General features: G+C 49.1%; 17 protein-coding genes. All 17 read right to left on the minus strand.

Annotated features, from left to right (window positions below):
• Positions 1 to 1,200, minus strand: coding sequence for a phage major capsid protein (locus tag SD70_RS27200; RefSeq protein ID WP_041051467.1), 1,200 nt, complete (start codon positions 1,198 to 1,200; stop codon positions 1 to 3).
• A 15-nt stretch (positions 1,201 to 1,215) separates the two neighbouring features.
• Positions 1,216 to 1,422, minus strand: coding sequence for a hypothetical protein (locus SD70_RS27205; protein WP_156158219.1), 207 nt, complete (start codon positions 1,420 to 1,422; stop codon positions 1,216 to 1,218).
• A 41-nt stretch (positions 1,423 to 1,463) separates the two neighbouring features.
• A complete protein-coding gene (locus SD70_RS27210; RefSeq protein WP_041051471.1) occupies positions 1,464 to 1,979 on the minus strand; it encodes a hypothetical protein in 516 nt (171 codons plus the stop codon).
• Between the two features lie 170 nt (positions 1,980 to 2,149).
• Positions 2,150 to 2,440, minus strand: coding sequence for a hypothetical protein (locus SD70_RS27215; protein WP_041051472.1), 291 nt, complete (start codon positions 2,438 to 2,440; stop codon positions 2,150 to 2,152).
• 12 nt (positions 2,441 to 2,452) lie between these two features.
• Complete coding sequence (locus tag SD70_RS27220) at positions 2,453 to 2,749, minus strand: hypothetical protein (RefSeq protein WP_041051474.1); 297 nt, start codon at positions 2,747 to 2,749, stop codon at positions 2,453 to 2,455.
• Between the two features lie 3 nt (positions 2,750 to 2,752).
• On the minus strand, positions 2,753 to 2,941 hold the full coding sequence (locus SD70_RS27225; RefSeq protein WP_041051476.1) for a hypothetical protein: 189 nt from the start codon (positions 2,939 to 2,941) through the stop codon (positions 2,753 to 2,755).
• A gap of 12 nt (positions 2,942 to 2,953) precedes the next feature.
• Positions 2,954 to 3,193: a hypothetical protein gene (locus SD70_RS27230; RefSeq protein WP_041051478.1), complete on the minus strand. Its 240-nt coding sequence runs from the start codon at positions 3,191 to 3,193 to the stop codon at positions 2,954 to 2,956.
• A 1-nt stretch (position 3,194) separates the two neighbouring features.
• Positions 3,195 to 5,291, minus strand: a complete 2,097-nt coding sequence (locus SD70_RS27235) for a portal protein (RefSeq protein WP_041051480.1) — start codon at positions 5,289 to 5,291, stop codon at positions 3,195 to 3,197.
• A gap of 65 nt (positions 5,292 to 5,356) precedes the next feature.
• Positions 5,357 to 5,500, minus strand: a complete 144-nt coding sequence (locus SD70_RS40545; RefSeq protein ID WP_082053703.1) for a Com family DNA-binding transcriptional regulator — start codon at positions 5,498 to 5,500, stop codon at positions 5,357 to 5,359.
• Positions 5,497 to 5,781: a hypothetical protein gene (locus SD70_RS27240; protein ID WP_041051481.1), complete on the minus strand. Its 285-nt coding sequence runs from the start codon at positions 5,779 to 5,781 to the stop codon at positions 5,497 to 5,499. Before SD70_RS27240 ends, SD70_RS40545 begins: the two co-directional genes overlap by 4 nt.
• Before the next feature lie 90 nt (positions 5,782 to 5,871).
• Positions 5,872 to 6,921, minus strand: a complete 1,050-nt coding sequence (locus SD70_RS27245) for a metallophosphoesterase (protein WP_041051483.1) — start codon at positions 6,919 to 6,921, stop codon at positions 5,872 to 5,874.
• A gap of 12 nt (positions 6,922 to 6,933) precedes the next feature.
• Entirely contained in the window at positions 6,934 to 7,401 is a 468-nt protein-coding gene (locus SD70_RS27250) for a hypothetical protein (RefSeq protein ID WP_156158220.1), read from the minus strand.
• Positions 7,395 to 8,804, minus strand: a complete 1,410-nt coding sequence (locus SD70_RS27255) for a phage terminase large subunit (protein ID WP_041051487.1) — start codon at positions 8,802 to 8,804, stop codon at positions 7,395 to 7,397. The genes SD70_RS27250 and SD70_RS27255 overlap by 7 nt, the downstream gene beginning before the upstream one ends.
• A complete protein-coding gene (locus tag SD70_RS27260; protein WP_041051489.1) occupies positions 8,791 to 9,237 on the minus strand; it encodes a hypothetical protein in 447 nt (148 codons plus the stop codon). Before SD70_RS27260 ends, SD70_RS27255 begins: the two co-directional genes overlap by 14 nt.
• An 861-nt stretch (positions 9,238 to 10,098) precedes the next feature.
• Entirely contained in the window at positions 10,099 to 10,416 is a 318-nt protein-coding gene (locus SD70_RS27270) for an ArpU family phage packaging/lysis transcriptional regulator (protein ID WP_052487934.1), read from the minus strand.
• 813 nt (positions 10,417 to 11,229) lie between these two features.
• On the minus strand, positions 11,230 to 11,532 hold the full coding sequence (locus SD70_RS27280; RefSeq protein WP_041051495.1) for a hypothetical protein: 303 nt from the start codon (positions 11,530 to 11,532) through the stop codon (positions 11,230 to 11,232).
• On the minus strand, positions 11,519 to 11,671 hold the full coding sequence (locus SD70_RS36475; protein ID WP_156158221.1) for a hypothetical protein: 153 nt from the start codon (positions 11,669 to 11,671) through the stop codon (positions 11,519 to 11,521). Before SD70_RS36475 ends, SD70_RS27280 begins: the two co-directional genes overlap by 14 nt.
• Between the last annotated feature and the right edge of the window lie 67 nt (positions 11,672 to 11,738).

Raw genomic sequence — 11,738 nt, forward strand, 5'->3', positions numbered from 1 at the left:
TTACATCTGCAGGTCAGTAACAACGACCTGAGCGTTTCTCATGGTGCAACCGAGGTTGCAGAAGTAGAACATGTCGGCAAGGAAGCTGTGGGTACGGTTCGGGTCGCGGTACAGAATCCGGCCATCCGTATCGATCCAGCTAGGCGGCTGCGTTTCCAGAATGTACAGGTAATCCGGATTGATACCGAACAGTTTGTTCGCCGGCGCCATACGGTCATTGAAGATCTCTTTGCCGTCGAATTCGATTGCGTCAAATCCGCCATCGTATTTTTTCGTGTTGATGTTGCGGTTTTGAGCAGATTTGAACAGGTAATATTGACGGCGGATTTCCGGGCGAGTGAACCAGTATTTCGGCTCTTGGCCGCTGGCAATCGAACCTACGTCAACGGCTTGCTGCCACAGACCTTCATTAATGGAACGAAGGTTGCCGCTGTTACCGAGTACCGGAGACTGCCATACCGGATACGTGGCCGGGTCAATACCGCCATGAACGCCAGCACCGACAATCTTGTTCAGGCCAACGATCTCCGCGTTCAGGTTGCCCTTGAACACAATCACGTCATTGGCTGCCGGAGAAGTGACCGTGCCGCCAAGCGTAACTTTCGTGACCGTCCACGTCGAAGGGTCGAAGCCGCCAGCCGGGAAAGTCACGGTGACGCCGGAGGCTTTCTGTGTGGTCAACGTGGAATCGTACACGTCTACCAGCCAGTCTGGATTGAGTACGTCATATGTTACCGGAACAGACAGCGTAGCCGTTTGGCTCGCCCAAGAAGCGACGGAAGCCAAAACGCCCGTGCCATCGCCCAAAAACTGACGATTCAGGATGGTGCGGAAGTTTTTACGCAGCCCATCCATCTCCGACGTAATCGCGCGGCCAAATGCTCCACGGTCGTTCTTGGTTTGCTCGATGGCTTGGCCAGTTACCTTGATCGAACCGTAGTTCTGTGCGTAGGTCAGCTTGTAATCGACATACTTTTGGTTGCCGGGAGTCGGCAGCGTACCACCTTGAGGAACTGCGCCCATGCCGTTGTTGCGTCCTACATGGATCGGTACGACCCATTCACGACCGCTGAACGGGATAGTTCCAGCATCTTTCTCAATCAGTTTCAGGAAAGGCACGGAGTCGTTAAGTTCATTGACGATCGCCGGACCGTACAGTTCTTTCAGAATCGCATCAGCTGCTGTAGTATCGAATGCCATGGTTGATTATCCTCCTTATGTGCCCCATTTGCCGGATAAAAGAAGCTTGGTTGCCTCCTTCACGTTTTTAGGGCCTTTGTCGTTTTGGTTTTTGCTTGCGGCGATTCCGGTTCCACCGGTGCCGAGGTTGGGAAGATTGCGTTTGCGCTCTTCTTCCGCGGCCTTTTCTTTCTTGTCAGCCACATAAAGCTTGTAGGCGGCACGGATTTCGCGCTTGGTCACGTCGTCGTTTTCGTCGTATCCCTCGTCTTCGAGGTACTTGGTCAAGAATTTCTTGAACTCCCGCTGTTTGAACTCGATACCGTCTTGCTCTGCACGATCTTCCAGTCTTCGAATTGCTCGTTGAGCCAGAGCGTTTGCAGGGCTTCGTCACGGGCGTCTTCGAGCGCGTCAGCGGTCTTGTTGTCACCGGCCTTTTGTGCGGCTGTAATAGCTTTGTTGATACCGCTCACGTCTTGCTGCGTGACGTTGCCGGATTGGACTGCGGCGAAAAAGTCATTCGTTTGCTTGATGAACTGCTGCTGCTGCGCCGGAGGGAGCGAAGAAACGACTTTATCAAATTCCAGCCATTCCTTTGCGGCTTCGCTCAGTTTCTTAAGTTCGCTATTTTCCTGAGACACTTTGGTGAACTGTTTTTCGAGCTTTTCGTAGCCGGTCAGCTTGGTTTGCAGTTCCTCGATGGTGAATTCTTTTTCGCCAATCTTCACGGTTTGAGGCGGGTTATTGTCCCCACCAGTTGCTCCACCATCTGCATTGAAATAAGGCATTTTGATTTTCATAGTTCCTCCTTGGACTGTCCTCATCGGTCCCGTATCTGTCCACGACAAAAAGGACTATCTGTACCCTTGCGGGCCTTGAATAGTCCTGATGTCAGGCTTGGATTCGGTTAGGATCGGCTTGGTCGCGATTGTTATTGATTGCGGCTAAGTAGTCTCACCTTAACCGCGAATTATATCAATTTTGCCGTTTCGTAATATTGCCGACTCACTACAACACCATACCCTGTATCGGCATGCACAGAACCGTTAAACAGCTTATGGCAGCACTCGCCGATCAGGTTCGCGTCATACGTGCCGACCACACCGCCTGTACCTTTGACGCCCATACGTTTGAGATATTCGTTGGTAGCGTTGATCATTTTGCCGATAGTAGTGTTGTTGTTTGTCGCTTCCGTTGCATAGTCTGCGACTGTTTCGCCATTTACAAGTTTGGTTGTGGAAAATCCTAATTTAACTGCCATGGTAGCCCTCCTTTACATCAAGCCAGCGGCTTGGAAAAATGAACGATTTATGATGACGCCGTACCCGGTGTCAGCGTTTATCAACCCTTCATTGAGGATTTTATAGCAGCAATCCCCGATCAGGTTGACATCGTAGTTGCCTACTACTCCATTGATGCCTGGTACGTTTTGCGTCGTAAGCGAGTTGATGACCATGTTGATGGCTTTTCCAATCGATGAAGTATCGTTTGTTTTTTCGGTGGCATAATTCACTCGCGTTACACCGTTGACTAGGGTTGTATTAGCAAAATCCAGATCATCGTCAGCCATCGTTCAATCCTCCTTCTTTTTCTTGAGCATGCCGAGTTTGGCTTTTCGTGCCATGCCGGCAGTTCCATACTTTTCACGGCCGACTTTTGCGGCCACTGCGGCGCCTACCTCTTTGGCGCGGTCGGCGCTCATGCCTTTTTTCTCATACTCTTGTGCTACTCGGCCCTTCAAAGCCGCGAAACCTATTTTCACGGTTATCACTCCTTACTTATCGTCTGCGTCGTTGTCGGACTTGGTATTCTTGCCTTTCATGGCACCAAACTTCACGCCTTTGCCCTTTTTCTTCTCGGCAGCGGTGTCTTTCTTGAGCGCACTCAACGGGATTTTCATGCGACGTTGTTCACCCCCTTTATGTTTCTTCTTGGGTAAGGGCATGTTCAGGGCTTTGGCGACGTATTTCATCGTCACTTTGTCATAGCCTCGTAAAATCGTTTTAGGGAGCACCTTATATCCCTCCCGGCCGTCCTGTGACTTCGTTCATTACGCGTGTCATGCCGCCTTGCAGCGCTCCTGATAGACCCGATGGAAAGCCAGGCATGGCTTGCTGTGCAGGATGCTGCATTGGCGGCATTCCATGTCCGCCCATATGAGGCGGCACGAAACCATTATTGGGCGGCATTTCTTGTGCCGACTGCATCGGTGGCAATTGCGGCGTTTGCCCCACTTGCGAAGATGCTTGGCCTTGCTGCTGGGCTGCATTCATAAACTGCTGATGGCTCCGATAATGGGTCATAAAGGCTCGCTGCACTTTCTCGTCTGCTTGTTTAAACTTGATCGTCAGCATTTCCTCAAGCAGCGCTTCGATATGGGCCTTGTGATCTTCCCATTCGTAGACGTTGACTTCTTTGCCTTCCCATAGCTTCTGATTCTCGTCCATCTGCATGTTGCGATTAAGTGCCCGCGGCGTAACCATGCCCATGTCTTTCTCGAGATCCAGCAGACGTAAGCCCATTTCCGTATCAATGAGCGGTTTTTGATCGCCGCCCAAGGTGGTCATGAGCTTAATGACTTGGTCAAATTTAGTCATCTTATCTGAAGCAAGTTGCTGCTTGGATTCAATGTGAATCTCTTCATCGCCGGATATGTCGGATTTCTTGAACTCCTTAACTTCCCATTGCCCCTCATCGCCCATGACGCGGATGAGGATTTTGTCGGGCCCCCAGTTGCGTACAAGGTAGAGCGTTTGTTTGGAAATGTCCTTGAGCCATTTTTCATGGTTGACTGATACCGTCATTGCTGCCATTTGGTCTTGCTCGTTGATAATGGCAAGAGCCGCAGCCGCATGCACACCCGGGGGAAGCGAACCCGGTCCGAAGAAGTGAATGCCGGCGACTTCGCTGATGGATTGTTCCAGTTTACCGGCTTGCGAGAATATAGAAGCATCGATAGCGCGCGGGTTATTCGGCGTCGGCGGTTGTTGCCCTGTATAGAAGTTGATAGAGCCGGGCTTCATGCTTACTTCGTCCGCAACCACAGTGCCCTCTTGCGCCCAATGCGTTGGCGAGTTGGCGTATTGCAGATTTTGTATGTTATCGCTATAGAACTCATTGAGCCACTTTTGCGGATCGATCAGGCCCTCCACGAGCGATATCGGCCAATACCGATATGGCGCATCGAAGAAATCCAGCTCCGCAAACGGCCAGTAGAAGTCTTTATGGAGCATGACGCCGTTTTTCGCACGCTTGATCTTCTTTAGCTTCACGTAAGGGTTACGGTCGGCAAAAATAACTTGCTTATTTACCCGGATCACCACTAATCCGTCAGGATACTCTTTACAAGGCCGTATCCACCAATCTTCGACCATGACGTTATCTTCCATGCCTTGCGTGTAGACGCCGGTATAGTTTCCGTCCTGCATGATGTTCTTCACGGCGGCGAGGAACATGCCGTATTGGCCCCAATCGCTCGTGCCCTCGACGTCGATGCCGTAGTTCTCGTATACCCACGAGCGCGACTCGAAACGTTTATGTGCCGCCCAAGGGAACTTCTTCATCTCGAGCACGTTAGGCGGCGTAAGGAACTCGAACGTCGGAATAATGTCGATCACGGGTTGATCGGTCTCGACATCATACCATTGTTTAGAGATGCCTTTCCCGGTCAGTGTGGACCATGTGAGAGCCTTTTTCTCGGTATGAATACCATCATTTACGCGACGGTTGTGCTCCAAAAATTTTGTCTTAACCTTGGCCGACTCGATTTCTTCCTCATCCTGGTTGAGTTGCAGCACAATAGGGCGCTTGCGATCCATCAAGAGTTTACCAACGGCCATACGAATAGCCGGGAGTATCTTGTTGACCGTAAGCTTGATCTCATCATCCAGTTGCGGTTGCAGTTCGAAGATTTGCTTATGTTCGTCGTATGTCAGCCACTGATTGCCAGCGTGAAAGTTGATGTTTTGGAGCCACGTCCGCATATAAAAGAACTTGGCGGCCATGCCTTGCGTGTCCCATGTATCGATGTCGGATTCGAGTTTGTTTAGGTCTTTGATATAGGAACGGTTAATATGCGGATATTTGGCTTCGCCTTTTAATGTATCTTGCATGGTGTCACCTCACTTTGGACAAATAAAAAAGGCCACCATCCAGCGGTTAAGCTGAATGATGGCCTTCAAAGGCTCTTTCGTTTTAACTGTTGTTTTGAGGGTTGATTCCATTCATTCATTGTTCTGCAATGTGGGCATTTGATTTGTATTTCACCTGACTTTACCTTAGCTAAGAGGCGGTTACAGTTGATGCATCGGAAGTCTTTCATATACGTGTCCCCTTAAACCGACTTGGATACTGCTTTGCCGCCCGTGTAATACCCTTCTGCGCGGCTTCCCTTGCAACCTTTTCCTCGCGGTCTGTACGGCACTCTCGGCGGTTTTCTTTGGCTTGCTCGTAGATTTGTGGGCTGCCGTAGAGTAGGGTTGTAAGCTCGTCTAGTTCTTTTCGAAGAGCTTGAGCAAGGTTTACCGATTTTGTCCATCGCCGCATAATATAGAGAAATAAGGTAAACCATAGCGCGTTTAAGATGACAAAGGCGAGAGTCATGTATCACATCTCCCGTTTGGGCAGTCGTTGCCGTAGGTTCCGATTCGGTAATAATCCGTACATCTTCTTCTTTTGGCTGTTCTTGTTCCTTCATAATCCGATTGCCTCCTCGTGTTCACTCCGTACCATTCGGAGATGCTTGATTCCGTCATAGATGCTGCGGAATGGTAGAATCTTCTTCCGATCTGGCCACAAAATGACCATTGGCACCCGTTCATCCGCGTTAAACCCGCCTAACCATTGGCTGTAGTCGTCCGTGATCTTGTATGACCCTGTACGCATCCAAACCGTGTCTATGCCGCCTACGCGCTTATTGTGTACCTCGTTGTAATGGAGATGACCCAAAGCGATAATGTCCGCGTGCGTGGCGGCAAATAGGTTACGTTGGCTGTTGGTCGTGTTCAGGCTGGAATTGTATTTGAATGTGTGCCGAGCGTGAATGCGATACGCCACATTCCCGAATCGAAGGTTGATCTCGCCGCCATACCAAAGGAACGGCTTTTCGATCTTTCGGGCGATGTACTTCACCCAGTTTTCGCCGGTTTCTTTGACTTCCCAATGGTCATGATTGCCTTCGATGACGGCGAGGATCTTATTTGCTAGAAACTCTGTGAAAAAGTATTCGGATAGCGTCTTCTGTTTATCCGCGGTAATGACTTGCTCGAAGCTTCCACCTGGGTGAGAGCGAGTGATATAGTTGTCATTGTAGTCGCCCATAGTAATGCAAAAGAGGCCGTCCGTGTCCCGTATGAGCGCGAAGTCTTTCTTCATCTGCTCATGGTCGGTTTGGATGCCTCCGGTGTGCCAATCGCCAGTGAAGGCAATGCCGATCGGCCGGCTATCATCGATCGAGAGAGTGATCGAAGTTTGCCGATCATCCATCTCTTGAAATTTCTTTTGCATTTTAACGACGACATCCAACAATTCCTCCACGTTGTGTTCCTTTTCATTCTTGCGGTTTTCGTAGATGATTTGCGAGCGCTTGATCTTCATACGCTGCAACTTCATCCGTACCGCTTCGCCGGTAAATGGTCGGCCACAACGTTCCGTAAGGAGGCTGGCCAGTTCAGGGTATGTAGCATTGGGATATTCTTTGATGATGTCCAATAATGCGGCATAGTCTTGATCCGGCCAGTTCATGTGACGCCTCCTTTATTGCTGTTGTGTTGCCATTTCATTGTACTTTTCAATAGCAAACGTCCTTAGATTCTGCAATGTCTTTCTTTTCTTAAGATCAGCGTCGATTTTGTTAGCGGTAAGCCACAGATATATTTCATGTGCCTCCATGCTTTCAAATGCTGGCCTATCAGTCGTGAAAGCCTGTATATGCAATGTCTCGTCACGTACACTGTTCGAAATCAGGTGCCGCAAATACGCGCCAACCTCTTCCTGCGTCGGCGGCGTGCGTACTTCCTTTTCGACTTCTACACGGCTAATACCGAGGTTATTTGCCCACATCTCCACGCATTTGTAACCGATCACAATCGGATCGCCTACGCGGTCATATGTGCCTGTCATGATCCATTTATGCTCGCCGTCTACAATGCCGCAGTCATGTTTCTTGCATTGGTCGCAGATGCCGTAGGCGGGTTCTACGTTTAGTATTTGCCAACTCACCATCTCATCCCCATTCGTTTATTTCGTTTCATCACTTCACGTAAATGCTTTTCTTCCGCCTCTTTAATGCGATCCATGCGGATTTGCTCAGGCGTTTTCGGCGTCTCATCCGGCAGCTTTCTTGTACGTGGCGGCCGGCTCATGAGTCCGTAGCGCAATGCATCGACCGTGTGATCAAGTGGATGAGGCGCAATGTCCTCAAGCTCTTTCTCGTCCGTCACCATACTTGGTATGGCTTCGATCAGATGCGTACATGTTTTGAATATCTTTAGATGCGTGTTCTTGAACTTTTCGCCCGTTACGCGGTCAGTGTCTTCAAAAACATGCAGATAATCGCGCACCCTACGCCAGCCATTGACGCGCTCTTTCGTGGCTTGAATCATCGGCAAGCCACAACGTGCGAATATCTCCGCTGGAGCTTCGCCGGTGGTCTTGGATTTGTTCCAAAAGGATGTATCGCCGATGTTCTGGCGAATCGTTTCACTAGTCCTGTCCAGTACCGCCTTCGCTTGTTCATGGCTAAGCAGCTGCGTCTGTACAAATTCGCGGTATACATAACAGGTTTCATTCTCATCAAAGGCCAGCCACAGGCACACAAACGGGTCATTATAACCTTCGTCCATGGCGCGTATCTTGACCCAATGTTCAGGTATTGGAAACGGTTCGATGATGTGTAATTCACGGTTCCATTCGCTGAAATACTGTCCGACGAACACGTCCCAATCCCCCAATAAATAAGCCCTGCGCAAGTCTTCCGGCAGGTTTTCAAGCCGTTTGACATAGGCAGGGTCGTTTTTCATCAATATGTCGTTGTCGTACACTTGCGCGGGTATGAAGGCCAGCGTGTTTCCGGTTACATCATCGGTCGTCGTCGTCTCGCCGTAATTCGTCGCTTCGATATAGCGTTTTTTCACCCATGCATGACCAATCCCACCCGGGTTGCAGGTTCCTCTAAAGCGTGGCGGGTAGCCTTTAGGTGAGCGTAAGCAGGATAGTAGAACTTGAATTTGCTCATATGTGAAGTTCGTAAGTTCGTCCACGCCTACAAAGTCCATTGAGCGGCCTTGGTATCTCTTGGCATCCTGCATGTTGCGGATATAGCGAAAAAACACACGCGAGCCATTATAAAGCGTTGCAATGTGTTTGCCTTCGTTGTAGGTATATAGCTCGCTCGGCCATTTCTCTTTGGCTTCGTTGATAAGGTTGGCTTCCAAGTCATCGAAGGTCTCGCGGAACAGGTAAATCTTCGCACCCGGGTATTCACATCCATAAGCGAGTGCTTCCATCGCAAGGCCGCAGCTTTTGCCCCCACCCTTGGCACCGCCATATACAGCTTCATCCGCAGCACAAGCATGAAATTCACATTGACGGGCGTTGGGCGTATAGTTGACTTCAATCGTCGGCATGGGTACCACTCTTGGGGCGGGGCATGTTGAAGATGACGCTTAATCGGCTATCCTCGGGATCCTCGTCAGCCCCGCTATATTTTAACCGGCTCTCAATCGTAGCACGGAGTTCTTTTGTGGCTTTGAGCCAAATGTCTTTATCGGCCTTGGTTTTAACGTCATCAAATACCGCCTTAGCAAGCTCATCACGTAGCTTCTGGAGCATTTCCAGGTCTTGCGGAACCGTCTTAGCGATCTGCTCCTGTACGATCTGCTTGGTTTGCTCCGAGCGCTCTTTGCGCACGTCTTTGACGTGGTTGTTAATGGCAGAATGGGTAATTTGTATCCCATCCGCCGCAAGCGCTCTGCTGATTTCCCGGCTCGACATGGTAAGCGACATCTCAATGATGCGCTTGCTTAGTTCATCATTTATTTTGTGAGCCGCTTTACCCATATCGCACCTCCTGTAAACTTGAGTGTAAAGTTGTATACTTTACAGCTAGATCAAATGTGTTAAATCAATACGATCCCGATTCCTTGCCGCCCACCCTAACGCTTTAGGCACGTGCATGTTCGTCCGGCCGTAACAGGTAATCAGGTTCATCGTGTTGCAATCCATCTCATATACCCACCACACGCCGTCTAGGTGGATGTAATTCCTTCTGTTGTAGCCGTATTGGTGATTGTCTAGTTGTCGCTGGCATTGCTCGTTTAAGTCCGCATAAGCGATATGCTCGACTCGGTTGCAGTATTGTTGATGTGCATGTTTGCTTACCCGGATGCGAATGTGCTCATACATGTTCCCCTTCCTCCGACTCAGTATTCGCTCGGTATCCCACCCCGTGCCCCATATGAGCGATTTCCCCAACGCAAAAAGGACGCCGAAGCGTCCCTTTACGTTTACCTATGAATGATATGGGTATGGATTTGCACCATACATGATCAGTTCCCGCAACGTCCGGGATATCCCCGAACGTACTGACCGCATGCTAGCCGCGTCTACCTTATTCCGCCATCATATCAGCTGTGCCCCGCTCATACTAAGCTAAGTGGAACTTAACCGTCATAACGCATGAGCCAAGCTATTTGTTGTCACCCGCAAAAGTGGTAATCAGAACGGAGGTGTTTTCACCTCGCATCTCATTTCCGGTGCCGCCAGTCAGTTGCGGGTTGGCTATCATCGGCCTCCTTTGCGCTATGTGTCTGCACACAACATCTCGCAATCGGCCGATCTTTGACACTCTCATCATACCACGATTTTTGTCTAATTGTCGGACATGGAACGGTCATATAGCGGACATAGAGCGGACATGATTTATTCCTCTTTTAAGACCAGGAGCCCGAGCATATTCGCAAGCCTGTAAATGGCAAATGATTTCAGTCTGCGATAATGTCGGTCACTGTATCCTAGTTCTGCCGCTACTTCGGAGTCTGCGATATAATCGTCTTCCATGTACCGCATGCGGATAAGCTTTTGCTGTTTCGTTCCCAAACGATTGATGGCTTTATAAGCTCTCTCTATGTGTTTTTGACGCCGGTTGATTTCGTCTATGTTTTTAATGGCAATATCCTCGACAGGAGACGAGACAATGTTGCTTGGTTTGTAATCTCTTAGCTCATACGATGCCGTCATTTTCTGCTCAAGCGGGATGTATTCGGTGATCTGATATTCCGGGCTTGAAGCAAGTATTTCTCTACTGCGTTTTTTGTTGCTTCTTCGTCAATATCATAGATATTCAAAGCCAGTTGAATCGGTTGTCCCATTCCCCTTCACCATCCCCATATGGTATATTGGATATAGGAACTTATGTTTGACCCTCACCACTTCCGCCAAGTTGTTGCGAGGGTTTTTTCTTTTGTCTTCCTAGCCTTCCAATAGTTCGGGATGCTTGAAAATATAGTTCATGGAAATTCTCCTTTACGGCTCGCGCTTATTCGGTCATCTCGATGGCCTTTGGCCGTCTTCCCAACATTTCACGTCTAACATCGTCATTGTTCCATTTGCTTACAGATTCAATCCTTTTGTTGCACTTCTGGCAAATATGAATGTAATGTGTTGACCGCCTATCGGAGTATTTATCCCCAGAGGAAATGAAATAAGGTCTATGTTGAACATAAGAGTAAAAATGATGTTCGCAGAACAGTTGTTTTAATCTTCTTAGCAATACAGTTGCCTCCTTCGTCTTTACTTCGATCCGACCGAATTACCCAGCGATAGCGGGGGCCGAGGACTATTCCTTTCCTTTACCGTTGATTTGGGGGAGGGCTTCGAACGCAAAATCCTCTACCGCCCATAGTATTTTTAGTGCATCGTCTGTATTGCATGTAACTTTCTGTCGGCTTATTTTCTCCAACGCCGCTATCGCTATGTCGAGTTGTTCCTCAAGAGGTAAGTACATTTCACAGTAAAAGCACCATTCGTTTAAGTGACATCGGCATTCACTACTCATTCATTTTCCCTCTCTTTCTGCTTGTTGATCGTCAGCCACAGCGCAAGGCATCTGTCTGCGGCGGAGGCGTGGATAAGGTCGAATTGCGTCACATCGTCAATATGCTTTTTCTTATCCGTACTGATAACGACGGCTAGATTGTGAGCATAGATGTAATGCAATCCCATCTGCATGATCTTTTCTTCTGCTTCCATGGCTGCGGAAATGTCGGACGAGTAATCATTTACATCAACAATTCCAGTTATCCACGCATCCCGTTCCCTCGGTGTCATCGCATTCCATTGTTCAATTGGTGTCATGTTTAACCTCCAATCCGGCGAGTTTCAAGAACGTTTCAGCGTAAGAACATTTCAATGGTTCATTGTCCTTAAAGTTCATAGCCAACCGCCATTCCAGCACCTTACGGGCGACTTCTTCGGGGGATTCTTTTACGGTCACATTTGAACTTCCCGAATACTTCAAGTACGTTTCATTGCCATCGGAACTAGGGAATATTCAGTCGGTG

This window comes from Gordoniibacillus kamchatkensis (assembly GCF_000829455.1).
In the GTDB taxonomy this organism is placed as follows: domain Bacteria; phylum Bacillota; class Bacilli; order Paenibacillales; family NBRC-103111; genus Gordoniibacillus; species Gordoniibacillus kamchatkensis.

Bases quoted from the DNA above. Each gene is read 5' to 3' on its own strand.
- SD70_RS27235 (WP_041051480.1), bottom strand. From the start codon at position 5,291: ATGCAAGATACATTAAAAGGCGAAGCCAAATATCCGCATATTAACCGT.
- SD70_RS27240 (WP_041051481.1), bottom strand. From the start codon at position 5,781: ATGACTCTCGCCTTTGTCATCTTAAACGCGCTATGGTTTACCTTATTT.
- SD70_RS27270 (WP_052487934.1), bottom strand. From the start codon at position 10,416: ATGACGGCATCGTATGAGCTAAGAGATTACAAACCAAGCAACATTGTC.
- SD70_RS27260 (WP_041051489.1), bottom strand. From the start codon at position 9,237: ATGGGTAAAGCGGCTCACAAAATAAATGATGAACTAAGCAAGCGCATC.
- SD70_RS40545 (WP_082053703.1), bottom strand. From the start codon at position 5,500: ATGAAAGACTTCCGATGCATCAACTGTAACCGCCTCTTAGCTAAGGTA.
- SD70_RS27215 (WP_041051472.1), bottom strand. From the start codon at position 2,440: ATGGCAGTTAAATTAGGATTTTCCACAACCAAACTTGTAAATGGCGAA.
- SD70_RS27250 (WP_156158220.1), bottom strand. From the start codon at position 7,401: ATGGTGAGTTGGCAAATACTAAACGTAGAACCCGCCTACGGCATCTGC.
- SD70_RS27200 (WP_041051467.1), bottom strand. From the start codon at position 1,200: ATGGCATTCGATACTACAGCAGCTGATGCGATTCTGAAAGAACTGTAC.
- SD70_RS27255 (WP_041051487.1), bottom strand. From the start codon at position 8,804: ATGCCGACGATTGAAGTCAACTATACGCCCAACGCCCGTCAATGTGAA.
- SD70_RS27220 (WP_041051474.1), bottom strand. From the start codon at position 2,749: ATGGCTGACGATGATCTGGATTTTGCTAATACAACCCTAGTCAACGGT.
- SD70_RS27245 (WP_041051483.1), bottom strand. From the start codon at position 6,921: ATGAACTGGCCGGATCAAGACTATGCCGCATTATTGGACATCATCAAA.
- SD70_RS27210 (WP_041051471.1), bottom strand. From the start codon at position 1,979: ATGAAAATCAAAATGCCTTATTTCAATGCAGATGGTGGAGCAACTGGT.
- SD70_RS27280 (WP_041051495.1), bottom strand. From the start codon at position 11,532: ATGACACCAATTGAACAATGGAATGCGATGACACCGAGGGAACGGGAT.